Below are 23957 nucleotides of genomic sequence, written 5' to 3'. Positions count from 1 at the left end.
GCGAGGAGGCCAGGCATGTGCGTGCCCAAGGCGTCCTCGACGAGCCCTCGCCGATGGGCATGCTCGGGTCAGGCGTCCCGTCCTGCGGTTCTCCGCCTCACTGCGATAGAGCGGTGGCACTTTCCGGCTGCTCGGACTGCTCGGACGGGTCGTCCTGGCCTCTGAACGACAGCAGGCGTGAGGGAAGGAGCCAGAGGCAGGCAAGGGTTCCGCCGATCGCACCGACCCACAGCGCGACGGGGATTCCCGCTGTCGCGGCGATGAGGGCGCCGGTGACCGAACCCAGCGGCCGGAGGCCGAAGCTCACGGTCTGGTACGCACCCCGGGTCTGTGACCGGAGGTGAGGTGGCACCACCAGCGCGAAGACCGAGCCGACCGAGATGTCCTGGACGGATTCACCGACGCCGCCCAGCAGCGTCGAGGCCAGGACCAGGGCGAAGACGAGGCTTCCGGTGGCACCGACGGCGGGGATCACGAGGAGCGGAGCGTGCGACACCACGCAGCCGACCAGGAGCATCCGGCCCAGGCCGATGCGGCGGGCGAGGCGGGAAGCCAGGGCCGCGCCGACGAGTCCGCCGATGGCCTGCACGCTGAACACGAACCCGATCTGGGCACTGGTCAGGGACAGCTTGTGGACGTAGTACCAGACGAGCACCGACAAGAAGAGCATGTTGAAGAAGTTGCCGGTGGCGGTGACCGCGAGTGCTGTCCTGATCAGCGGATTTCGCCGGATGAAGGCCAAGCCTGTGCGCCGGTCGCGGTTCTCCGGGGTGCCGGGTTCGTGGCGGCGCTCCACCGGGCGCAGTCGGAGGAGGAACAGGGCGGCCGTGACGGCGGTGGCCGAGTCCACACCGACCGCCGCCGGTACACCCGCGAGTTGGACCAGCAGTCCACCGAGGGAGGGTCCGGCCAGGATCGCGGCGGTCTGGCCCGTGTAGGAGGCCGCCTGCCCGGCGACGTAGAGCTCGGACGGCAGGGTGGTGGCGAACAGACCGCTCTCGCTGACGTTCGACAGCACCGAGCACAGGCCGATGACGGCCAGGATGACGGCCAGCTGGATGAGCGAGAGCAGGCCGAAGGCCGTTGCGATCGGCACGGTGCTCAGGGCGGCGACCCGCAGGAGGTTGGCGCCGGCCAGGAGCCTGCGGTGGTGTCCCGTACGGTCGGCGAAGGAGCCGGCCGGTATGGCCAGGAACAGGCTCGGGAGCCAGATCACGGCCGACAGGACGGCACTTTGGACGGCGTCGGCGCCCAGGACCTCGATCGCGGCCAGCGGCAGGGCCACCGAGGAGATGGCGTCGCCCAGGGCGGCCAGAGTGGTGGCGGACCAGAGCTTTCTGAACGCGGAATGGCGCAGCGGCGCCGGCACCGAAGGTCGAGGGGGCCGCAAGGTGATGGATCCTGTTTCTCGCGATGACGGATATTGCGCGGAATGTGCGGCCGCTCCGGACCCGAAAAGGTAACCGGAGCGGCCGATGAATTTACCAGGAGTGCTGCTTCTTCATTTTTTCCACCTCCACTGCTCGTGAACTCCCCTCCACAAGGGAGTCGCTGGGAAAATTATTGAGGAAGTCGACGCGTATCGCTAATGCCGATATCGTCGCCTGCCATGCCGAATCGGCTTGGCGAATTGTCCGGTGATTTCAGAGGATTACGTAGAGGGTGAGCAGAGTGGCGCCCGTGGCCACGACGTAGACCTCGAAGGCGCCACGGAGGGCCGCCGGGGCGTTGCGCAGCTCCATGAAGTGCAGGCCGACCATGCGTACCTTGATCAGCGCGATCGCCACGACCGCGCAGCCGATCAGGGTCGACGTGCTGCCTTCGATGCCCAGCAGCCAGCTCGACAGCGTGGCCAGGACGAGTACCGGAAAGACCCACATGTCTCACGCCACCAGATAGAAGAGCGGGAAGAGGACGAGCCAGAGCAGGTCCACCATGTGCCAGTACGCGGCCGCTCCCTCGGCGGCCAGCAGGTGGCCCCGGCTCAGGGCCGGCGGCCGACGGGACAGGACGATGAGGAACGTCAGTGCGCCGATCCCGATCGCCAGGTGGGCCAGGTGGATTCCGGTGAACACGAAGTAGTACATGAAGAAGTCGTTGCTGCTCGGTGTGTGTCCGTCGTGGATCACGAGCGCGTATTCGACGCCCTTGACGGCGGCGAACCCGAGCGCGCACAGGAGCGCCCATGGCAGGGTCCGTGCGGGTCTGCCGGATCGGAGCTGCCGTAGCCCGCGGGCCACCAGCGCGGACGCGATCAGCAGGAGCAGGGTGTTCAGGAGTCCCAGGTCTGGATGGAGGGCCTGCTGAGAGGCCCGGAACATCCGCGGGTGCCGGCCGTGCAGTACCGCGATGAAGCCGAAGAACACCGAGAACATGATCATGTCGCCGAGGAGGAAGACCCACAGTCCGGCCTCGCCGGGGATGTGGCGGTGACGCTGGGGCGCCGGGTGTTCGGTCCGGGCCGCCGTGGCGGTCATACCGCGGGTTCCAGGTCGGCCGGGGCCCGGTCGTCGTCCACTCGGCTCGCGGCCCGCACCATCAGCGGTGTCATGACGAGGAACCAGGCGCCGAAGGCTCCGGCCGCGACCCAGAACGAGAGGATGCCGTTCCAGGCGAAGGGGCCGGTCTTGAAGAAGGTCAGCAGGATGCTCGGCAGGAAGAGGAAGGCCATCCAGAAGTTCAGGTACGCGGCCCAGCGGGGCAGGAGCGGCGTGGGGCGCTTGTCGGCCAGGATCGCCACTCCGACCGCGATGGCCTGCCCGACGGTCGGAAACGCGTTCATGACCAGGGTGATCCAGGCCGTGTCGTTGAGCGCCATCGTGATGTCGGGCGACCGGTCCGGCCGGTAGGCCGTCGCGGTGAAGATCAGGACCGGTACGAAGATCGCGGCCACGTTGGCGGCACCGCAGACGAGTTGGGTGGCGGCCAGCGGCGCCAGCCGCGAGTCGATACGCCGGATCAGGCTCGACAGCGCCGCGACGAAAGGTGCGGTCGTCACCGCACCGACGAGCATGACCACGAGGCCGGCACGGATCGAGTTGGCGTGGTCCGTGTAGAAGGCCGCCACCCGCTCCGTCGACCAACTCGGCGCCATCGGGGGTATCCAGTGGGCGATCAGCAGAGCGGCGAAGAACAGTGCGATGAACACGTAACCGAAGCTCGCGCAGACGGTCAGGATTCGGCGGGACATGAGGGAATCTCCTGGTTGCGGAGGGGAAGAGTACGGAGGGGGCCGATGCCCTGGCGGCGTCAGGCCGGTGCGCTGAGGTACGGGAACACGGCGCGCAGCGTGCCGGTGGCGTGGCCGGCGTCCAGGCCCATGGACACGGGAGCGTTCAGCACGATCTCGAACATCGCCTCGGGAGCGGACTCGGTGAGCCCTCTGCCGTTGCGGGCCTTCGCGCCGTAGTCGGCTTCGGTGCCCACCTGGTAGCGCAGGACGTCCGGAAAGATGACGTCCCGTGTCGCGGCGCCGTAGCCCTGCGGGTCGTGGTGCGTGTCGTTCGCGGCCACGAGACTCGCGACCTTCCGGCGTACGAGGTCTCCGTAGTTGTCGAGGTCGGCGTGTGGATCAGTGGCGTTGTAGTCGTCGAAGCCGGCCTCGGTGACGTCGAACAACGTGCTGACGAGCGGATTCGCGCACCGGTTGATCTGCAGCCAGCCGCCGTGGTGGTCGTCAAGGGCGGTGGTGGCCCAGAGGCCGATCGTCCCTGGTCCGATGAGCTCGTCCGGGACTTCGAGGACGATGGCGGTGACGTTGGTGCCGGCGAACAGGTTCGAGGCCCGCTGCGGGTCGAATGCGGAGAGGTCCACAGCCGCGCCGTTGCGGAGCGCGGTCACGACCGTCGTGACGACGGTGCCGTCGAGGTAGAACGGGTCCCCGGCCCGGCCGACGAAGACGTTGACGCCGTCCGCCGTGGTGACGATCTCCTGCGTCCTGCCGGTTGCCACAAGGGCTCCCGAGGCGTTGCGGTCAGTGGCCTCGTAACCGGTGAGCCGGTCGAACACCCAAGCCTGCCCGCCGTCCGGTTCGGTGGCGAGGAATCTGAACCGGAATGTCAGATCCTGCACCGCGTCGTCGTCGGTGTCGATGTGGAACTCGTACAGCGCCTCGGGGTGGAAGCCCTTGTCGGCCGACACCGGGTTGGTGTTCATGACGAAGACCGTTCCGGTCCGTCCCTTGAACAGGTAGACATCGCTGATGTCCAGGCGAGGGTCCTCTTTCGCGGCGGCTGAATCCTGGTGGTGGGACATTGATCGGCCTTTCGTGATGGCTGAGCAGGGCAGGGCAGGGCAGGGCGATGCCTCGCCGGCTCGGCGGTTGGTGTGCGCAGCATTCGAGGGTTCGGTTCTGCGAACCCGGGGAAGCCACCGCGGGACGCTCAGGCGCTCAAGGCGGTCGCCGAGCAGTGTGTTACTGCCGCTGCGCCAGGCACTCCGAGGTCGAAGTGGGTCACGTCGAACATCCTGACCCGGGGCGGTCATTCGTCGCCAATGCCTATCCGCTGGCTCTGCATGCCGGTTCGGCATCAGTCCACTTGCGTGCGCATGTTGCGGCTGACGAGGTGCGCGAATTCGGGACGGATCACACGGGATCGCGCCGCTGCGTGTTCGCACGCGTGGCGTCCGCACGAGGCGAGTTGCGGGGCAGCCTGCACGTGAGTGCATAGATCACCGCGCCGACGAGCGTTTCATCGATCATGCGCCACAAGAACTTCACGGTTGCCGCTCTTTCGTGTCCAGGGGCCGTTTCGCATCGCGTCGGACGGTGTCGGCAGCGCGTTCGGCGATGGCCAGGACGGTCGCGTTGACTCCGGTGTTGGGAATGGACGGCATCACCGAGGCGTCGGCTACACGCAGGCCCTCGACGCCGTGCACCCTCAGGTCCGGGTCGACGACGGCGAGGTCGTCCATCCCGATCCGGCACGTGCCGACGGGGTTGTGGAAGGTCGCCGCGTTCTTGCGGACGTAGGTGACGAGGTCGTCTCCCTTTCCCGGGGCGGTCTCCCGAGCACCCCACTGGCCCCAGGCGGGCATGCCGCCGATCTCCTGCGCGATACCGAGGGCCGCGAGCATGACCGACACGTCGGCGCTGTCGGCCAGGTAGTTCGGATCGATCAACGGCAGCCGGCCCGGGTTCGAGCTCCTGAGCCGAACCGTTCCCCGGCTCACCGGCGCCGTGTGAGCGAAGGCGACCGTGTGTCCGCACTCGGGCGTCCCGACGTCCGCGATGTCCGCCGGAGCGTCGAGCAGCATCAGCTGGACGTCCGGAACGGCTGTCGCGCCGCTGTGCACCAGGGCACCGACCGTACTGAAACCGTGGCTGGTCATCAGCTGCCGCCCCGTCTCGAAGACCACGGGACACTGCAGGTGATCGTGCAGATTGGCGCCGACTCCGGGGAGATCGGCCAGCACCGGAATCCCGACATCACGCAGATGTGCCGCGGGGCCGATACCGGAGAGCAGCAGCAGGTGAGCGGAGCCCACCGTCCCGGCCGCCACGATCACCTCACCGCGCGCCTCGGCGCGTTCCACCGTGCCGAAGGACGTGTATTCCACGCCGGTGCAGCGTCCGTGCTCGACCACCAGGCGGCTGACGTCCGCCTCCGTGGCCAGGTGCAGATTGGGCCGGTCGAGCACCGGGACCAGATAGGCGTCCGCAGCGCTCTGCCTACGGCCGCCCGCCCCGGCCAGGTCGCACCAGAAGGCGCCGTGCTGCCGTTCACCGTTGATGTCGTCGGTGAGGTCGTGACCGGCCTCGGTGAGCGCGTCGAGGAAGGTGAACGACCCGTCGTCGAGCTGGGTCGTCGGCGCCGCCCACACCGGCCCGATGACGCCGCGCAGGGCGGGGTTGCGGCCCATCGCCGTCTCGGTCCGGCGAAAGTACGGCAGCAGCTCGGTGTAGCTCCAGCCCTTCGCACCGTTGTCCGCCCATGCGTCGTACACGGCGCGGTGCCCGCGGACGTGCATCATCGCGTTGATCGAACTCGATCCTCCGAGGACCCGCCCGCTGGGCCATTGATGCGTGCGCGACAGCGTCCCGGGCTGCGGGGTCGTCCAGCGTGACCAGAGGATCTCCTTGGCCGGGATGAGCGGGAACCCGACCGGAAGGTGCATGGCCGGCGGGCCCAGCGCCGAGCCGCTCTCCACGAGAAGCACTTCCGCCGCCGCGTCTTCGGATAGTCGCGCCGCGAGAACACAGCCGGCCGTTCCGCCCCCGACGACCACATAGTCATAGGCAGTCATCTCTGTTCCGCCGGCACGAACAAGCCGCGATGACACATCGTCAAAACCTTTTCTGTCAGTTCACATTCCTTCTACCGATGAGCTTTGCGGGCCGCGGCTCGTCGCGCCAATGCCGATTACCCGAAGCGTCATGCCGATCGGACATGGCGACAGAACAGCGCGGTTCCGCTCGCCCACGCGCGCGCCTCTAGGCCGAACCGAGCGCCGCAATCACGATCTTGGCGAACCGGTCGATGGACGGCATCTTGCGGTTCTTGGCGTACGCCAGCGCCACCATGCGCGGGGCAACCCCGGTGAGCTGGACGTAACGGATGTCGGGGCGGCGGTAGAAATCGGCGAGGCCGGCCGGGACGACGAGAAACCCGGTGCCGGACGCGACGGCTTCCAGGCTCTCCTCGATCGAGGTGGGCCGTTCGGCTTCCGGACGGTTACGTGCCGTTGCCGCGTCGAAGTCGGTGCCTCGCCATTCCGGTACGTCTGCGGAGTCCTGGAGCAAGCGGTACGGCGTCAGCTCCGTGATGTGGACGGTCCCCGCCTGTGCCAGCGGATGTTCGTCGGAGAGAGCCGCAACCCGCGGCTCGGGGAACAGCGGAACGATCTCGAAGATGTCGACCGGCAGCGGCAGCCGGACGAAGCAGACGTCGACGCGACCGTCGAGCAGATAGTCGACCTGGTCGGTGGGCGCCGTGTGCAGCACCTGCACATTGACCTCAGGCGCCAGCGCCCGGAACTGCCTGACGATCGGCGTGACTATGACCCCTGGCATGAAGCCGATGGTGAAGTGGTGCCCCTCACGGCTGGCGAGCCGGACTCGCCGCTGCAGAGCCAGCGATGCCGCGAGCAGCGGCCGTGCGTCCTCCAGCAGTTGACCGCCGGCCCGAGTGAGCGCCGTACCCAGCGGGCCGCGCTGAAGCAGCGACGCTCCGAGATCGTCCTCAAGGGCGCGGATCTGTCGGCTCAGTGCGGGCTGCGTCATCTTCAGTCGTTCGGCACCACGCACAAAACTGAGCTCTTCGGCAACCGTCACGAAATAGCGGAGACGCCGGAGGTCGATATCCATGACGCCAATGTTAGCCACGCCGCTTTTCCTGTCGAACTACGATCCGAAAAAGCGCCTTGGGCTTTGGCGATGCCAGACCGGCATGACTTCTGCGCGAATCGGCATTGGCGCCACCAGGCATCCACGGCCATGATTGACCGACATAAAGGGGCCTACCATCGACACATGACCGCCCGGTCATGGGCGCACCCTTGCCCGCATTCTCAGCGGCGTGCCGAGGGCGCCGCTCAATTCCACCCCGCTCGGTGCAGCAATCGTCAAAACCCCGAGTTTTGCAGTCCGGCCGCTTCTCAGTGAAACCCCCCGCTCCGGCTCGGCTCGGATCACCTCAGCCTGGTGGTCCGTCGCAGCGCCGCCTGCAGCAGACGGTCCACCAGGTCCCCGTACTCGACGCCACTGGCCTGCCACATCTGCGGGTACATCGAGACGGGGGTGAAGCCGGGCATGGTGTTGATCTCGTTGATGACGAACCGTCCCTCCTCGGTGAGGAAGAAGTCCGCACGGACCAGCCCCTCGCAAGAAGCCGCCTCGAACGCCTTGAGGGCCAGTCGGCGCACCTCGCCGGCCTGGCTTTCGGTCAGCGCTGCGGGCACCACTCCGGGGGTGGAGTCGAGGTACTTCGCCTCGAAGTCGTAGTACGCGCGTTCGTCGGGCGCCGGGATCTCGGCCGGCACGCTGGCCCTCGGTCCCTCGGGGAACTCGAGCACGCCGCACTCGATCTCGCGACCCTGCACCAGGGCCTCCACGATGATCTTCGCGTCATGCCGGTGTGCCTCCGCGATCGCGTCCTCAAGGCCGGGCGGCCCATCCACCCTGGTGATACCGATCGAAGAGCCGGCCCGTGCCGGTTTCACGAACAGCGGCCAGCCGTACGCGCCGGCGAAGCGGCTGATCCTCGCGCGGGCCCCCGCCGCGTCGGTCTGCCACTCGCGGGGTCTGATCACCAGGTACGGCCCGACCGCCAGGCCGAACGAGCTGAACACCCTCTTCATGTACTCCTTGTCCTGGCCGACCGCCGAGGCGAGGACACCCGCTCCGACGTAGGGGATGCCGGACAGCTCCAGGAGGCCCTGCACGGTGCCGTCCTCGCCGTACGGTCCGTGCAGTACGGGAAAGACCACGTCCACTTCGCCGAGGACCTTGGGCTCCGCGCCGCGTTCGCTGCGGACGACAGTCCGGTCGGTCGGATCGACGGAGACGATGATGCTGCCCCGGTCCGAAACCGTGAGCTGCTCGACCGTGGGCGGGCGCCCGTCGGTCATCGCCATGCGCTCGGGATCGTCCGCCGTCAGGATCCAGCGCCCGTCCTGGGTGATGCCGACCGGCAGGACGTCGTACTTCGTCCGGTCGATGGCTCGCAGCACGGCCCCCGCGGTCACGACGGAAATGCCGTGCTCCGAGCTCCGGCCGCCGAAGAGGAGTATCACCAGTGGCCTGCGGCGGGGTCCGGGCGGAGGGGGTGTGGATGGTTCGGTCATGGTTTCTATTTCCTTCGCTGTGCGGCGCCGGCCTTCCGGCCGGAAGGCCGGCGCCGCACGTCGTGGAACGAGGTCTCGGTTGTCCGGTCAGCTGGTCAGCTGGTCAGCGAGGATCTGGAGACGGGGAAGTCGAAATAGGTGGACGGGTAGGGCTCGGCGGCGAAGGTGAAGTGCCACCATTCCTCGGCGAGATTGACGAACCCGACAGACTCGAGCTCGTTCTTGAGCAGCAGTCTGTTGCTGTGCTGGACTCCCACGATGCGCGGGTCCAGCGTGTGCGCGAGCGTGTCGAAGCAGTCGTACCCGGTGCCCATGTCGATCGAGTTGTCCGGGAACCTCTGCGCCGCCGGGGCGTAGCACGGCTCCAGCTTTTCCCCCGGGACGTAGGGACGCGTCGGGTGGACCGGCAGCTTCACGAGCGTGAGGTCGATCGTGCTGCCGCGGCTGTGCCCGGACTTCGCCGCGATGTACCCGTCAGTGAAGAGGTCGGCCTTGTCCACCTGCGGGTAGAACTCGTCCTTCATCTTCAGGTCGGTCAGGTCCTGGGCCCAGTCGACGAACTGGTCCACCGCGCGCTGCGGTCGGTAGCAGTCGTACACCTTCAGCGTGTAGCCCTGCGTCAGGAAGTAGCGCTCGGCCTTCGCGAGGGCCTGCGCCGTCGGGGCGGTGACGATGCACAGCGGTTCGGCATAACCGTTTATCGGGGTGCCGATGAAATTGTGGGGCGTGGCGTAGCGGATTTCCTGAAGGATCGCGGGGGCCACGTCGTGTAGTGCCACGAAATCGGCGGGTGCCTTGCTTTCCGTGTCGGCTGCCTGCGCGGTGGCGGAGGCACTCGTCACCGTGACGAGGACGGCTGCCAGAAATGCCAGCAGTACCGGGACGCGCATGCGCGCGTTGCTGATTCTCACTATGTCGTACCTCTACTTGATATATGGGCGGAGAATTTCCCCAGCCCCGCGAACGGCGTCAGTGAGAGCGCCATGACGAAAACACCGAAGAACAAGGTGCAGTGCAGGAGCCCGTATTCGCCAATGAGCAGACCCGTCACCAGTACCGGAACACACATCGACGTATAGGTGATGGTGTAGATGGCGGCCATCAGACCCGCCCGTTCCGTCGCGAGGACGTTCGCCGTCACCAGCCGGACGCCGCCCTGGAACGCGGGGCCGAATCCCGTGCCGGCCACCGCGGTCCCCACGTACAGGGCTGTGGAGGAGTCGCGGTGGGCGGCCAGCAGTGTGACGGCCACCCCCGTCGTCAGAAGCAGGGAGCCGCCCAATGCCGTTCGGCCGGCCTCGGCGCGCCGGGTCAGCAGCACGGCGGGGACCGCACTGGCGGTCAGCAGGGACACGATCAGGCCGTCGGCGGTCGACGACGCCGATCCTGTGATGCCCTGGACCAGATCGGGCCCGAGGGACAGATAGAAACCGCCCAGGGCCCAGACGGCGACGAACACGGGTGCGGTGACCAGGAGAGCGCGTCGGCTGGAGCGGGGCGCGCGGATCCGTGGTCGCAGCGACAGCCAGGCTCCCGGCCTCGGCGACCTCGACTCCGGAAGGAAGGCCAGACCGAGTGTCTGCACGGCCAGCGCGCCGAACAGCAACGAGTACACACTGCCGGGATGAGTCGGCATCAGGTCCATGAGCAGGCTGGTGCCGATCGTCCCCAACGCCATGCCGATGAGCGGTGCGATGCTGACGAACAGAGGCCCCCACCGCCTGGTCACGTCGAGCAGCGCAGCACCCAGTGCACTCGTCGCGGCACCTGTGGCCAGCCCCTGAAGCGTCCGGGCGAGGAGCAGCGAGGTCACGCCGCCGGCCTGCAGGAACAGCAGCATGGACAGTGCTTCGAGGGCGAGAGCGGCGCCGATGACCGGCCGCCGGCCGACATGGTCCGAGAGCGCGCCGACGGTCAGGAGCGCGACCAGGACGCTCAGGCAGTACACGCCGTAGACCACGGTGACCGTGCCGGAGGAGAGGTGCCAACTCGCCTGGTAGACGCGGTAGAGCGGAGTAGGCGCACTGGAGGCGACGAGGAACGTGGTGAGGACGACGGATAAGAAGACAGCCGACCTTCGGCGAGTGACCGCCTTGTCGGCCCGCCTGCTGGGCGGCCTGGCCCTCACCTCGGACCTGACATGAAGCTCTTCGAGCATCGTTGTTCGGCTCTCTGTGCGGGAAGGGCGGAGTGGGTGACAGGAGCGGCAGCCGCGGGGCGCACGTCACCTGGTCCGTCGGCACATTGGGAGTCGTCGCCGTGGTTCCCACACCGCAGGCGACCCGACGGGCATCAGGGCGGCCTCCCACCGAGGGGGACCGGGGGAGGCCGACGGGGACCACCGTAGGGCTCCGGGTGACGTGCTCACGGCTGCCGTAAGCGCATCGGGTACCAACGGGACCCCGGCAGGGCCCGAACGGACACTTCGGCGCCGCGGGTACGGCGGATGACGCGTCGGCAAGCTGGGGACATGCCGATCCGGCATCGGAACGGCCCTGGTCGGTATGGGCGGGATCGGCCGACCCTGACCGAGAATCGGCGAGCGGGTCAGGTCTGCCTCTGCCGCCCGGCGACCCGACGACGTCCGAGAGAGCCGGCCTTCGCCAACGCCTCCAGGCCCAGGTCCGGGCCCCGCCACCCCGGAGGACGAACACCGAACATGACTGACCTCAGCATCGCCCAGGGCCCCATCGGTCTCGTGGAAGAGGAGGACGTCACCTATCCGGTGAGCATCGTGCTCACGCTTCAGCGCGAGCAGACGGCGTCACTGCTCCGCTCCCTGCGCAGTCAGCAGGTGCTGCCCACCCAGACGCACACCTGGGGCTCCGAGCGGGCTTACGGCGCCCTGCTGCATGAGGCCGGCCCTCGCCTCGCCGTCCTGGACGTACCCGGTTCGCAGTGGAACGACGGCCTGGAGCAACGCGTGCACGCGCTCAGCAACATCTCGTCCGTGGTCGTACTCGTACCGGATCACACGGATTCCGTACGGCTCCTGCTGGCGGGTGCCGCCAACGTCCTCCCCCGCGCCTCGCCACCCAGGGAACTCGCCAGCAGAATCGCCGCCGAGAGGCGATGGCTGGACATGCGGCGCTCATCGCGGCGGAGGGCAGCGGACTCACCACCGTTTCGCGCCGTCCGCGCCCAGCAACACTCCCAGCAGGTGCTGTTCGACATCCTCTGTTCCGCCTCACGGCCCTGGTGCTGCCACGATCTGTGCCTACTGCTCGGCACAGCCGGGGAACCGATGAGCCGCCGAGCGCTGCAGGGCAGGATCGTAAGGCTCAACGAGCGGCTCGCGCGTGACGGGTTGTCGGTCGACTGCGCGACCCAATGGGGGCGCACGACGTTCCTGGGCCTCGTCGAGGGGTCCCGGGAAAAACCTGGGCCTTCGGACCGCGCCAGCGCGAAAGAGACGACTGAACGGCCCGTCCGGCTTCGTGCCTCGGAGATGAACAGACCTACGGAGAGATGAACATGGACGAGCGAGCGGCGGCACCGGGCGATGAGGCAGAACCGGAGGAATCGGAGGAGGCGGTAAGGGCCGCGCTCCTGAACGCCTGGACAGCGGGCTCGACGGCAGGGGGTGGCGCGAATGTGGCCGGCCCCCATGTGAGACTTCGCGGAATCCCCCCGCAGGGCGGCTTATCGGGTGCCTGAGCACGCCTCCGGCACCCGGTAAGCCGCCCCGGTGAAGGGTCAGGTGGGGATGTTCCAACGCTGGTTGACGGCGCCGGTGCAGGTAGAGATCTGGAGCTGGGTGAGAACGGTGGTGTAGTCGGCGGTGCCGTCGAGGCACTTGCCGGACTGCGGGTCGTAGATCGTGCCGTCGGCACGCGCCTGCCAGTTCTGGCCGCCGGAGCCGTCGCAGTCATACAGCTCCACGAGGGTGCCGTCGGCTGTGCCCCCGCCCTTGACGGCCATGCACTTGCTCTCGGCCATGATCGTGCCGTTGAGTTGCAGCGTCCACTGCTGCGAGTTCGTGTCGTTGCACCAGTACAGCTGGACCGGGTTGCCGTTCGCGGTGTTGCCCAGGCGGTTGTCCACGCACATCCCGGCGGAGTTGCTGATGGGGCCCGTCGGGTTCTTCTCGTTGGTCAACGAGAACCCACTGTTCGGCGTCAGTACCGCGTAGGACAGATCCGAGCAGCCGAGGTCGGACGACTTCACCGTGGTCGCCACGCTCGAGTTGGCCTCCGTGGCGGCCGTCCAGCCGCCGCCGTAGGAGGTCTGGTACTTGAGTCCCGTGGTCTGGAACACCGCGCCCTTGGTCTCCGCGCAGTACTGGCCCTCGCCGGTCGTGGGGTCGTAGTGCGTGTAGACCTCCATCATGTCCCAGCCTCCGCCTGAATTGCTCAGCTTGCTGGTGTCCGCGCTCTTGAAGAAGGTCTCCCATTCGTGCGTGTCGTAGTTGTAGAGGTACGAGGTCCACTCGTTGGTCGTCACATTGGTCTGGACGTCCTGGACCGAGTACGACGGCCGGCCGTTCACCTTCTTGGTATAGGTGTCCAGGAAGGCGGAATTGACCACCACGTACTTCCCCCAGCCCGGGCTTGCCGCACACCAGTCCCACGCACCGACCCAGACCGTGCCCCCGGAGTAGATCGTGGTCATCTCGATGCAGGTGGCATTACTCGGGTCCAGAGTCGGCGCATAGACGGTGTCGTCGCCGGTGACCGGGGCCGAGAGATTCACGCTGTGGGTGGCCTGCGCACCGTGCATGGTCCCGCCGGTGGGAAAGACACCCCAGTAGGCGTGGTACTTCCCGGTCCAGGAGGACAAGGCGCTGGCGGTGGAATCCGTGACGGACGGCGCGTCCTCGGCGACATCGCCCGGGCTGACGTGCCCGGAGGCGTTCAGCTCGTAGAACCGCCGGGAGACCTCGGCAGGCAGTTTCTTCCGCGCCGCCGCCCCCGTGGTGCCGGGGACCACGCGCTCGCTGTGCCGGGCACCGGGTGCGGGTGAGCCGGAGTCCGTCCGGGCGGAGGCCGCCGCCCCGGAAGGCCCGGCGGGGGGCGCCGCTTCGGAAGCAGGTGTCCCGGTGGTCAGCGCCAGCACGGCGGTGATCCCCACCAGGGCAGAGCTCAGCTTGTGTATGCGCACTACTTGTCCTATCTGGATGTGCTTATGGCGGTACCCGCGTTCGGGCTGTGGCGTGACCGTGGTGCCCGACGCGGCCTGGGCGGTCGCCGGGGCCGACGCACCGTCGTCGCAACCGGAAAAACTGGGGAAGACACCAGCCGTCAGTGGCCCACTGCTCGCGCATGCCGTTCGTGGCCTCGACCCACGTCCACGCCGCCGGGCGTGTAGGTCGCCGCGGATGCCTGGACGGCGAGCAGGAGGGAGACGGGGGCGAGCGCGCCCGGAGCGATGGCTCTGTAGTGCACTGAAGCTCCAAGTACTGGACGGAAGGCAGGGGTTCGCCCTCACGAGATCGGATCTCGGCATGCCGACGACGTCACCGTCTTGACATGCTCGTCGTCCGGTCACGGCGATGACGGCCGCGCCCTGGCGACCGTGCCCGTTCGTACACGTCGCAGTGCCCACAACTGCATTCCCAGCAGCTATCACCGCTTTGAGCGCCAGAAATTCGGCGCCGAAAATGCCGAAGAACGGCGGGAGAGCCCACCGAGCCCATCGGCTCATGCCGGATCGACATGGAAAGAAGCAGGATTGGCATTAGCCTTCCGCCGATGCGGCCGCCATAGTCGATTCTGCGAAGCGCCGCCGACCGCAACAAATACGGTTTCCGTGTCCCTGCGAACCACGCCGCTTCCTCTGCCTTTTATGCTCGACAATCCGAGAGGAACACCACCACATGAAGTCCACCGCTCGAATCAAAGCGCTGGCGGCCGCCGGGCTCGTGAGTGGCGCGGTCGTGGCCTCGCTGGCCGTGACGAACGCCAGCGCCGTCACGACCACGGCGAACGATCACTCCGTCGCCTCGCAGACGGCGCACCGCGCGAAGCCGACGGTGGTCCTGGTCCATGGGGCGTTCGCCGACTCCTCCAGCTGGAACAGTGAGATCGGATACCTGCGACGCAACGGCTACCCGGTGTTCGCGATCGACACCCCGCTGCGCGGCCTGGCCTTCGACAGCGCCTATGTCGAGGCACAGCTCAAGACCGTCAAGGGTCCCGTCGTGCTGGTCGGCCACTCCTACGCGGGCGAGGTCGTCAGCCAGGTCGCCGCGACGACATCGAAGGTCAAGGCCCTCGTGTACGTGGCGGCTCTCATCCCGAAGGCGGGAGAAACCGCCGGCTCCCTGATCGGGCAGTTCCCCGGGTCGCAGCTCGTCGCGGAGAACTTCCGCACCGTTCCCCTGCCCGGCGGCGACACCGACGTGTACCTCAAGGCCGACAAGTTCGGGACCGTGTACGGCAACGGGCTGTCGAAGTCGGCGATCCGTACCGCCTCGGTGACCCAGGAGCCGGTCGCCCTTTCGGCGTTCACCGACAAGGCCACCGTGAATCCGCCGGCGAAGACCCCGAAGTGGGCGGTCATCTCGACCGAGGACCACGCCGTGCCGACGGCCGCCCAGAAGTTCGAGGCCAACCGAGTGGGCGCCCACATCATCTACACCCGCTCGGGACACGACGTTCCTTCGATCAGCCCGGGAGCGGTCGACCGCGCGATCGTCGCCGCCGCCAAGTCCGTGCACTGATCGACCCCAGCGGCGGGGCGCCCGTTCGATCGACTCGCGGCCTCCGGTAGCGGTGTCATGCGCCTTCGCCGTCACTGAACCGGCACTTCCGATGACCCTGCTGCCGCCCCAGCCGTGATCGCCGGAGGGGCATGTGGAGGGGCATGTGCATCGCCGCGGACCAGTGGGCACAGTCCAACGGCTGTGAGGTCCTGGGTGCGCTGCTCGACGGGGCTTCGCAGCCTTGCCCGTGAGCTGAGCGGCGCTGCCCGTGAGCTGAGCGGCGCTGCCGACAGTCCACCGCTCCGCCGGTCATCGGCCGCGATCCGCGTACTCCGTCTCGGGCACACCGACGTCCGAAAAAATGGCCCACGCCTGTCGCTTCATCAGGTCGGCTGCGAGGACGTCCGTCTTCCGATGGGCGCGTGCGAGCGCCATGAGGGTGCGGGCCTCGCCGAGCCGGTGGCCGGTCGCCCGGTGTACGGCGAGTGCCTTCCGGCCGAACTCGACGGCCGTGCCGTGTGCTTCCTCGGCCTCTGCGGTCTCGGACAAGGCTGTCAGGGCCTGTCCCTCCACCACGCGGAACGAGTGGTGGAGGGACAGGGTCAGCGCCTGTTCGGCGTGGGTGCGGGCCGCGTCGTACCGGCCCGCTGCCTTGTAGGTGAGGGAGAGGCACAGGAGGCTGTCCGCCTGGGCTCGTCGGAACTGCGCCTCGCGGGCCAGGGCGAGAGCCTGTTCGCCGACCTGAAGAGCCCGGTCGAGCTGGACCAGTCGTCGGCACGCGGCTGCGACCGTGTTGAGGATGCCGGACTGAACCCAATGTCGTTTCGTGTCCTCGACCAGAGCGAAGGCTCGCTCGGCCTGCTCCAGCCCTTCGCTGGGGCGGCCGAGTTCGACATTGATCTTCGCAATGGAACCGAGCATCATCGCATGGCCGTCGCGGTAACCTGCCCGCTTGTCGGAGGCCACCTCAGGGCCGAGGAGATCGAGTCCGTCGGTGAGACGGCCGAGTTCCCAGTACACCCCGCCCAGGATCTGCAGGGCCGAACTGGCGTCCCACCATCTGACCTCTGTCTCAAGGCCGACGGCACGTTCGAGGTGATCTGCGGCCTCGTGCAGTCGGCCCAGGTCCCGGCAGGCCATACCGAGGCCGACCATCCCGAATCCTTCGAAGTAGCGATTCCCGGTCTCACGGAACATGCGCAGGCCGGCGGTGAAATCGTCGTGCGCGTCGTCGAGGCGCGCCATGCTCCAACGCGCGAAGCCTCGCAGGCCGAGACCCGACGCCTCGCCCGTTGCCCAGCCGAGTTCCCGGCTGATCTCCAGCGCGCGTGTGGCGTGCTCCATCACCTGTCGGACATGCCCCCGGTCCCACCGTGCCGCCGCAAGGCTGGAATGCATCGCTGCCTGGCCGAACAGATCGCCCTCGGCCGCGGCCGCGTCCAGTGCCGCCTGCGCGACGCTCTGCCAGGTCTTCCGAGGCAGATGGGTCCAGAAGTTGCTGAACAGTGCGGAAGCCAGGTGCCAGGCGACAGGGCGGGGGCCGTGGTGGGCGGCATGGTTGATGACCGCAAGCAGATTCTCCCGTTCCGCATCCAGCCACGGTCCGGACGCGCCGGCCGATGGCATGCCCAGATGCCGGCCTGGACGGAGGCGGCTGGGCAGCTCCGGAAAGAGTCCGGCCCCCGCCATGGTCCGGGTGGCGTTCAGGTACCAGATCAGTAGTCGTTCGAGGGCGGTTCCACGGTCCGACGCACTCTCCTCCACCAGCGCACGCTCCTGTGCGTACTCACGGAGGAGATCGTGGAACCGGTAGCGCCCCACCGTCGCGGGCTCGATCAGGTGGGCCGAGACCAGCGCACCGATCAGACGCCGGGCCTGCGACAGCGGGGCGTCCAGGAGCGCCACCGCGACCTCGGGGGTGAACTCCGTTCCCGGGAACAGGCCGAGCAGGCGGAACAGCCGGCGTGCACCTGGTGCCAGGACCCGGTACGACGCCGAAAAAGCCGTACTCAAAGGCGAATTGGCGTCACCGTCCGGCTCCAGCGCCTCCAGCCTGTTGCCCTCGGTCATCTCGGCAACGAGGTCGGCCGTCGGCAGAGCCGGATCGCCCGCGAGCCTGGCGGCGGCCACACGCAGGGCCAGGGGAAGGCTGCCGCAGAGCCGGATCAGTTCCTCGACCGAGAGTCTGTCGTCGTCCACCCGTTCCTTGCCGAGAGTCCGGCTCAGCAGTGCGCGGGCCTCGTCCGGCTGGAGAAGATCCAGTGGCAGGGCATGGGCACCGTCGCGGGCGACAAGGTCGCCGAGGCGGTTCCGGCTGGTGACGACGACACAGCAGGTCGGGCTCGACGGCAGCAGCGCACGTACCTGCTCGGCCGAGGCCGCGTTGTCCAGGAGGACGAGCATGCGCCGGCCGGCCAGCAGGGTCCGGAACACGCGCCCCTGGGCCTCGTGGTCCGGGGGGATCTCCGACGCCGTGAGCCCCAGACTGCGCAGCAGCAGCTCAAGGGCTTCGCCGGGCTGGAGGGGCTTCCGGTCGTGGTCGAAGCCATGGAGGTTGACGTAAAGCTGGCCGTCCGGGAAGCGGTCGCGGACCTGATGTGCCCAGTGCACGGCCAGCGCGGTCTTGCCGATGCCGGCGGCGCCCCCGATGGCGGAGATGACCACGGTGTTCGCTCCCCCTGGCGCCCGCCCGGACTCAAGCAGCGAGTGCAGGCGGTCGAGTTCCGCGGTGCGTCCGGCGAACCCCGCAGTGTCATGCGGGAGTTCGGCGGGAACGGTGCTCTCGCGCCGTGTGGTGAGCACCGACGGGCGCGGGCGCAGGAGGAAGGCGTCGTCCTGCCGCAGTACCGCTTCGTGCACCCGGCGCAACTCCTCACCGGGATCGGCTCCGAGCTCGTCACGCAGTTGTCTGCGCAGTTCCTCGTAGGCCTTGAGCGCTTCTGCCTGACGTCCGCGGCCGTACAGTGCCCGCATGCGCAAGGCAGTCAGCGACTCGTCGTAGTGGTCGGATGCGGACAGCCCGCTCAGGTCGTCGAGGGCATCACCGAACTGGCCCAGCAGGACCAGGCAGGTGAGTCGCTCCAGCCGGAACGTCCGTCGGCGCTCCTCCAACCGCTGCCGCTCCTCCTGCGCGAACGGTCCCGGGATCCCGGACAGGGGCTCTCCCCGGAACAGCCCGATAATCGCGGAGAGTTGGTCCGCAGCGGTGGCCAGGTCGCCCGACGCAACGGTACGCAGCGCGTCATCACCCCGTTCGTCCAGATCCGTCGTATCGAGCCTGACCTCCTCCAGGACGAAGCGGTACCAGCCCTTGCCACTGCGGATCACCGACTCCGCGGGAGGGGTGCCTTCTGGATCGAGCACCCTACGCAGCGAGTTGACGTGAGTCGGCAGCACCTTGCGACCGCCCGCGGGCGGCTCCGACCCCCATACCGCGTCCAGCAGCCGCTCATGGCTCACCAGAGCCCCTCGGCGCAGTAGCAGCGCGGCCAGCACGGCCTGCCGCTTGACCGGACCCAGCTCCAGCGGCGTCCCGACCCGCCAGGCCCGTAACGGCCCGAGCACCTCGAAACGAAGCAGCTGAGGAGATCCCCCGTCCACCGCGAAGCCTCCGCTCCCGTGAGCCATCGAAATTTCATCAGCATTGCAGCACCCCCGGCCATGGTGATGAAGCGACATCGCACAACCTGCACAGCCGATCGAAGGGGACCTTGTGATCGAAGTGGAACTGGTGGCCACCGCGTTGGCCACAGGGGCGGCGGCCGGACGCCCCGGCACCTCGCGCGGGGTCATCGACGACCTCCATGTCGCGCTGCGAGAGGCGGTCCGCCGACGGTTGAGCGGTGGCGGCCTGCGGGGCGGCTACGGCATTCGGGTGCTGGACGCGTACGAGACGGACCCCGACGTGTGGTGGACCCGTCTGCTCCAGGTCCTGACAGCCTCCGGGACGGAGAAGGACGAGGAGATCCTCACGGCGGCCCGCGCCGTACTCCGCGCGGACCGCCGGACAGGGATCATCACCGAGGACGCCGTCGGCTCATGATGCGGGCATCCCCACGGCGCCGACCCGGGCAGGGCGCACGAGGAAATGGACGTTGCGCACTACCTGGTCCACGCGCTGGGACGTTTCGAAGAGAGAGATCTGCGCGCGGCGGTAGTCCGGTCGAGCTCTCGGCATCGCAACCGGCCACACCGAGCCTGGTCACACGTGGCCCCATCAAGGTACGCACTCCACGATTGGGGACCGTGACGGCTACATCTATCGCGGCCGCGTCAATGCGGGATCTGACGGGGTCGGAATCCTGAGTGAACGACAGAGTCAGAGGTTGGCCAAGGCTCTTCACCATCTTCGAGGCGATCGGTTCTGGCTGCCTGATACTGGCAACGCCAGCTGGCGGTCCGGGACCGGTGTTTCACCGGAGAAGTCAAGATCGAGGGCGGTCGGCGCCGCGTTCATCCGGTGTTCGTCGGTGGATGTCTATGCGGCAAGTTGTGTGCATCCGGTGGCGGTAGGCGTGACGGTCGAGGCGCGGGACGTACGTCTCAGCGTCTGATCACTCCGAGGACGGCGACAGCGACGGTGATGGATCGCGCAGCGAACCGCTCACCAGATATGCACCGGCGAGGCTTGTTCATGGCGTACGAAGGTATCCCGGCCACGTCGTGTGCAGTGGTCGCTTCACAGCCTTTTGAGCGGGGCTCTGCAACTCGTCGGGCAACTTCGGCAGGCACCGCGGGAACGTCTCCTGGTACAGCGCAAGGCCTTCGGCGACTGGGCCGAGAAGGTCGCTCGGACCGGGTGGTGTGCACTCCATCGCAGGTGAGCCGATCGTGGAAGCCTGTCGCCTGGAGAGGGCGGATGGATTGATGGTCATGACGCTCGTTTGACGCTGCGGGCGCCTGCCCGCGGGGCAACGAGCCGAAAATATGGCTCTGAACAGGGACTTTCTGTGCTTCGCTTGGGTCGATGTCATTCCGATGACGCACCACGTGGAGTGCGTGGCGATCCTGGAGCCGGTGGCCAAGGGTTCCTGAGCTGCGGTTCTGTTCGTGGGCATGATGCGCTGCGGTCCGCTCTGAACGGTCAGGTGCCGGTGGCTCAGGCGGAGGCCGGTATTTCCTCCGTGCCCGGCACTGTCGTGGACCGGGGTGTCGTCGTCATGTCCGTGCGGCGGGCGTAGCCCAGGGCGACGCCGGCGGCGAACACGGCTACGACGGACAGTTCGAGGACGAGTGCGGTCGTGCCCGAGGCGCCGATGAGGATGGTGAAGTTGTTCAGGGCCAGCGCGGTGGCGCCGAGGAGCAGGACCACCGAGGCGGCCGGGGCGATCAGGGTGTTCCACGGGCGGGTGTCCAGCCGGGTCCTGCGGAAGAAGGTGATCACGGACACGGACGTGAGGACGTACAGGAGCATCAGCGCGAGTACGGCGACGCCGCCGCCCCAGGTGAGCAGGGTGAGGACCGGGTCCTGGCCGGTGAGCGCGAACGGGATGACCATGCAGACGGTGACCGCGGTCTGCGTCAGGCTGGCGGTGTACGGCGCGCCCTGGCGGTTGGTCCGGGACAGCCACGCGGGCAGGACTCCCGTGGAGCCGAGGGAGTGGAAGTAGCGGTTGATGCCGTTGTGGAAGGCGAGGATCCCGGCCAGCAGCGACGTGGCGAGCAGGAAGCCCATGACGTCCGTGGCCCAGGTGCCGAGCGTGCTGGTGATCGGGGCGAACACGACTGATGTGGCGTCACCGCGTTCAAGTGCCTTCAGCGCCACGCCCTGCACCTTGTCGGGACCGTAGTAGCTGACGAACATCCAGGAGACGAAGGCGAAGAAGACCGAGATCAACCCGACGGACAGGTAGGTCGCCCGGGGGACGGTACGGGCCGGGTCCTTGGCCTCCCTGGAGTAGATGGCCGTGGACTCGAAGCCGAACATCGAGGCGATGGCGAAGGTCAGGGCGACGCCCGGCGCACCGACGAAGAAGGCGGTGGTGCTGAACGAGTCCTGTGGGTCGAGCCCCTGCGGGCCGCCGCCGGTGAAGAGTTCGTACACGGCGAAGACCAGGAGCAGCGATATCTCGGCCGTGACGAGGACCGCCAGCAGCCTGGCGCCGAACTCGATGTTCAGCGATCCCAGCAGTTCCACCAGAACCATCGTGGCCAGCGCCCAGAACCACCAGGGCAGGTCGACGGCGGCGTACTGCTGGAACAGGCCCTTCACGACGACGCCGTACAGGCCGTACATGCCGGCCTGGGTCGCGCTGTAACAGAGGATGGCGACCTGGGAGGCGCCCACACCGACGGGGCGGCCGAGGCCCCGGGAGACATAGGCGTAGAAGGCACCCGCGTCGGTGACGTGACGGCTCATGGCGATGAAACCGACGGCGAACAGGCTGATCATGACGCCGACCAGCAGGTAGGCGGCGGGGGCCCCGCCGCCGTTGCCGAGCCCCAGGGGGACGGGCAGTGTGCCGGCGATGCCCGTCAGGGGGGCCTGGGCGGACAGGACGAAGAAGAGGATGCCGGTGACGCCGATCGCCCCGCGGCGAAGGTCGGTGCTGTGCCCCGGGTTCGGGGACTGCTCGGTCATGGGGACTCCCTGAGGGAAGGGACGAGTGCCGGGCGCGACGTGTGCGGGCCGTCGTGTTTCCCGGGTGTGGTGTCGGCCGGTTTCGTGGCCGTGCGCCGGCGCGTGGACCGGGACCGCGGGGGAGCGGACCCCGGAACGTGTGCGCGGACGGTGCGAGCGGAGCAGGTCGCCGGACGCGATGTCAGGCTCGGGCGCCGCGTCGTGGAGCGCGCCGTGTCAGCGGTTCGCGGAGATCCTTCGTGCGGCCTTGACTCCGCTTTCGATGGCTCCGTCGATGAAGCCGGCCCAGCCGGTGGCGTAGTCGGAGCCGGCCAGGTGGACATGGGCCTCGGGCGTCTGGAGGTCGTGCAGGGACTTCGTCAGCTGGCCGGGACGCTGCATGCCCCAGGTCTCGCCGCTCAGCGGATCGCCGACCCAGTCGTGCCAGTCGATGTCGACGACGTCCAGGTCGGGCACATAGCGGTGCAGCGCCTCCGTGACGGCCGACCGGTCGGACGCGTCGAGCCGGGACCTCTGGGGCCCGAAGGCGACCAGGAGCGTGTCGCCGTCCACCGTGTACTCGGCCTGGCCGTAGGTGAGCGGCTCGTCGGGACCGCCGAAGAAGACGAACGGTTCCACTTCTCCCCGCACCCGGATCCAGACCTTGATCCCCTCCGAGGTCTGCCCTTCCTCGGCGGCCAGCTGCTTGACCGGCGACAGGGCGGGCTCGAACTCCACGGAGCCGAGGATGTTCTGGGGGAGCGTGACCACGACATCGGAGGCGGCCGGCGAGGTGCCGGACGAGGTGTGCACGACGACTCCGTCGGCGTCCTGCTCGATCCGGGTCACGGTGGTGTCCAGCCGGATCTCGGCGTCGACGTCGGCGGCCATCGCCTCGGCCAGCGCCCGGGTCCCCGCGCGCAGCTTGTAGGTGCCGCACGCCTCGAACAGCAGCTGCCAGCTGCCGGACGCGGCCGCGCACCAGCGCAGGGCCTGGGTCACCGCGCCGCGTTCGATCGGCCCGTTGAAGTTCAACGCCCACATGCCGCGGACCAGTTCGTCCTCGACGGGCGGCAGGCCGAGTTCGGTGATGCGGTCGCTGATGGACTGGCCGTCGAGTTTGTCCAGGTCAGGACCCGCGCAGGCAAGGGGCTCGTAGGGCCGCTCGAACCACTGACGGGCGTCCTCCAACGAGCGCGCCATGCCCGGGTCGAGAAGGCCGAAGAGGTCGTCGGGCGTGCCCTCGTGCCGTTGGCCGCCGGCGCGCCAGACGGCCCGCTGCGGGGTCGGACTGGCGATGATCTCCAGTCCGTAGCGCTGGACCTCGGCCCACACATGGGGCTGCGCCCAGTGCACCCAGGTGCCTCCGAGCTCCACGTCCCGGCCCAGCCGGTGGTCCGTCCAGGTACGGCCGCCGACGCGGTCGCGGGCCTCGACGACCAGGACGGACGCGCCCTTGTGCCGCAGCTCGCGGGCCGCCGCCAGCCCCGCGAAGCCCGCCCCGACGACGATCACGTCATAACGCTCGGTCATGACTCTCCTTGCGTGAAGATGAGAACGGGGGTGTGGGCTCAGGCGTGGACGAAGAGCTTGCGGAACGGGAACTCGAAGTGCCAGACGGACTTCGTTCCCTGCGGGAAGTGGGCGACGTCCCCGGGCTTCAGCGCCACGTCGTCGCCGTCCTCCGTGACGATGCGGACGGAGCCTTCGAGGACCTGGATCGTCTCCTGCTCCTGGAAGTCGTACGGCGCGGTCTCGGGGAGCTGGCCGGTCGTGACGCGCCAGATCCCGGACACGCCCTCACGGATCCAGTGGACGTCACCGACCTGCTGGTCGCCCTCACCGTACGGCTGGAAGTCTTCGGTGTCGACGGTGGTCTTGTACATCCTGATGCTCCTTCGCAGAGTGGTGACCAGCACTGTGGCCCCGAGAAGAGCCGGGTGGGTGCCAATGGGTGCACTCGTTTCCGCC

The 23957-nt window shown here is 68.2% G+C and carries 19 protein-coding genes; 3 read left to right on the top strand and 16 right to left on the bottom strand.

The genetic code is table 11. The annotated features are described in order from the left end of the window. Positions 1-97: 97 nt before the first annotated feature. From ACIPSJ_RS36090 to ACIPSJ_RS36045, 10 genes are all read right to left on the bottom strand, one after another. Entirely contained in the window at positions 98-1390 is a 1293-nt protein-coding gene (locus ACIPSJ_RS36090) for an MFS transporter (RefSeq protein ID WP_401352239.1), read from the bottom strand. A 253-nt stretch (positions 1391-1643) separates the two neighbouring features. Then, positions 1644-1880: a cytochrome C oxidase subunit IV family protein gene (locus tag ACIPSJ_RS36085; protein ID WP_401352236.1), complete on the bottom strand. Its 237-nt coding sequence runs from the start codon at positions 1878-1880 to the stop codon at positions 1644-1646. Between the two features lie 3 nt (positions 1881-1883). Continuing rightward, entirely contained in the window at positions 1884-2477 is a 594-nt protein-coding gene (locus tag ACIPSJ_RS36080) for a cytochrome c oxidase subunit 3 (RefSeq protein WP_401352233.1), read from the bottom strand. Further along, positions 2474-3190 carry a hypothetical protein gene (locus ACIPSJ_RS36075; RefSeq protein ID WP_401352231.1) on the bottom strand — a complete coding sequence of 239 codons (717 nt, stop codon included), beginning with the start codon at positions 3188-3190 and terminating at the stop codon, positions 2474-2476. The genes ACIPSJ_RS36080 and ACIPSJ_RS36075 overlap by 4 nt, the downstream gene beginning before the upstream one ends. A gap of 59 nt (positions 3191-3249) precedes the next feature. Next, positions 3250-4254 carry a DUF4331 family protein gene (locus ACIPSJ_RS36070; protein ID WP_401352229.1) on the bottom strand — a complete coding sequence of 335 codons (1005 nt, stop codon included), beginning with the start codon at positions 4252-4254 and terminating at the stop codon, positions 3250-3252. A gap of 462 nt (positions 4255-4716) precedes the next feature. After that, the gene (locus ACIPSJ_RS36065) at positions 4717-6246 is read right to left on the bottom strand and encodes a GMC family oxidoreductase (RefSeq protein WP_401352227.1); all 1530 of its coding nucleotides are present in this window, start codon (positions 6244-6246) and stop codon (positions 4717-4719) included. Between the two features lie 187 nt (positions 6247-6433). Then, positions 6434-7306: a LysR family transcriptional regulator gene (locus ACIPSJ_RS36060; RefSeq protein ID WP_401352225.1), complete on the bottom strand. Its 873-nt coding sequence runs from the start codon at positions 7304-7306 to the stop codon at positions 6434-6436. A 323-nt stretch (positions 7307-7629) separates the two neighbouring features. Further along, positions 7630-8784 carry a D-alanine--D-alanine ligase family protein gene (locus tag ACIPSJ_RS36055; RefSeq protein ID WP_401352223.1) on the bottom strand — a complete coding sequence of 385 codons (1155 nt, stop codon included), beginning with the start codon at positions 8782-8784 and terminating at the stop codon, positions 7630-7632. 95 nt (positions 8785-8879) lie between these two features. Further along, positions 8880-9674 (bottom strand): M15 family metallopeptidase, encoded by a 795-nt coding sequence (locus tag ACIPSJ_RS36050; protein WP_401352528.1) that lies wholly within the window; start codon positions 9672-9674, stop codon positions 8880-8882. 20 nt (positions 9675-9694) lie between these two features. Then, positions 9695-10942 (bottom strand): MFS transporter, encoded by a 1248-nt coding sequence (locus ACIPSJ_RS36045; protein ID WP_401352221.1) that lies wholly within the window; start codon positions 10940-10942, stop codon positions 9695-9697. 501 nt (positions 10943-11443) lie between these two features. Here ACIPSJ_RS36045 and ACIPSJ_RS36040 point away from each other — a divergent pair. Further along, entirely contained in the window at positions 11444-12256 is an 813-nt protein-coding gene (locus ACIPSJ_RS36040; RefSeq protein ID WP_401352219.1) for a hypothetical protein, read from the top strand. Between the two features lie 224 nt (positions 12257-12480). Here the strand turns inward: ACIPSJ_RS36040 and ACIPSJ_RS36035 are convergent, their stop codons facing one another. Beyond that, entirely contained in the window at positions 12481-13884 is a 1404-nt protein-coding gene (locus tag ACIPSJ_RS36035) for a ricin-type beta-trefoil lectin domain protein (protein ID WP_401352217.1), read from the bottom strand. A 140-nt stretch (positions 13885-14024) separates the two neighbouring features. Next, the gene (locus ACIPSJ_RS36030; RefSeq protein WP_401352216.1) at positions 14025-14168 is read right to left on the bottom strand and encodes a hypothetical protein; all 144 of its coding nucleotides are present in this window, start codon (positions 14166-14168) and stop codon (positions 14025-14027) included. Between the two features lie 431 nt (positions 14169-14599). On the opposite strand from ACIPSJ_RS36030, the gene ACIPSJ_RS36025 reads away from it, so the two are divergent. After that, entirely contained in the window at positions 14600-15445 is an 846-nt protein-coding gene (locus ACIPSJ_RS36025) for an alpha/beta fold hydrolase (RefSeq protein ID WP_401352214.1), read from the top strand. Between the two features lie 291 nt (positions 15446-15736). Here the strand turns inward: ACIPSJ_RS36025 and ACIPSJ_RS36020 are convergent, their stop codons facing one another. Then, positions 15737-19027, bottom strand: coding sequence for a BTAD domain-containing putative transcriptional regulator (locus tag ACIPSJ_RS36020; RefSeq protein WP_401352212.1), 3291 nt, complete (start codon positions 19025-19027; stop codon positions 15737-15739). A 112-nt stretch (positions 19028-19139) separates the two neighbouring features. Here ACIPSJ_RS36020 and ACIPSJ_RS36015 point away from each other — a divergent pair, with 112 nt between their 5' ends. Next, positions 19140-19469 carry a hypothetical protein gene (locus tag ACIPSJ_RS36015; protein WP_401352210.1) on the top strand — a complete coding sequence of 110 codons (330 nt, stop codon included), beginning with the start codon at positions 19140-19142 and terminating at the stop codon, positions 19467-19469. Positions 19470-20525: 1056 nt separating this feature from the next. On the opposite strand, the gene ACIPSJ_RS36010 is transcribed toward ACIPSJ_RS36015, so the two are convergent. The 3 genes from ACIPSJ_RS36010 to ACIPSJ_RS36000 all read right to left on the bottom strand — a co-directional run bounded on the left by ACIPSJ_RS36010 (position 20526) and on the right by ACIPSJ_RS36000 (position 23872). After that, positions 20526-22007, bottom strand: coding sequence for an APC family permease (locus ACIPSJ_RS36010; protein ID WP_401352208.1), 1482 nt, complete (start codon positions 22005-22007; stop codon positions 20526-20528). Between the two features lie 216 nt (positions 22008-22223). Then, positions 22224-23519, bottom strand: coding sequence for a flavin monoamine oxidase family protein (locus ACIPSJ_RS36005; RefSeq protein ID WP_401352206.1), 1296 nt, complete (start codon positions 23517-23519; stop codon positions 22224-22226). Between the two features lie 38 nt (positions 23520-23557). Then, the gene (locus tag ACIPSJ_RS36000) at positions 23558-23872 is read right to left on the bottom strand and encodes a cupin domain-containing protein (RefSeq protein WP_401352204.1); all 315 of its coding nucleotides are present in this window, start codon (positions 23870-23872) and stop codon (positions 23558-23560) included. Between the last annotated feature and the right edge of the window lie 85 nt (positions 23873-23957).

Origin of the sequence: Streptomyces sp. NPDC090088 (assembly GCF_044747345.1) — a bacterium.
In the GTDB taxonomy this organism is placed as follows: domain Bacteria; phylum Actinomycetota; class Actinomycetes; order Streptomycetales; family Streptomycetaceae; genus Streptomyces.
The sequence above is the reverse complement of the archived record's forward strand: the minus strand, read 5'-3'. Positions and strand labels throughout refer to the sequence as shown.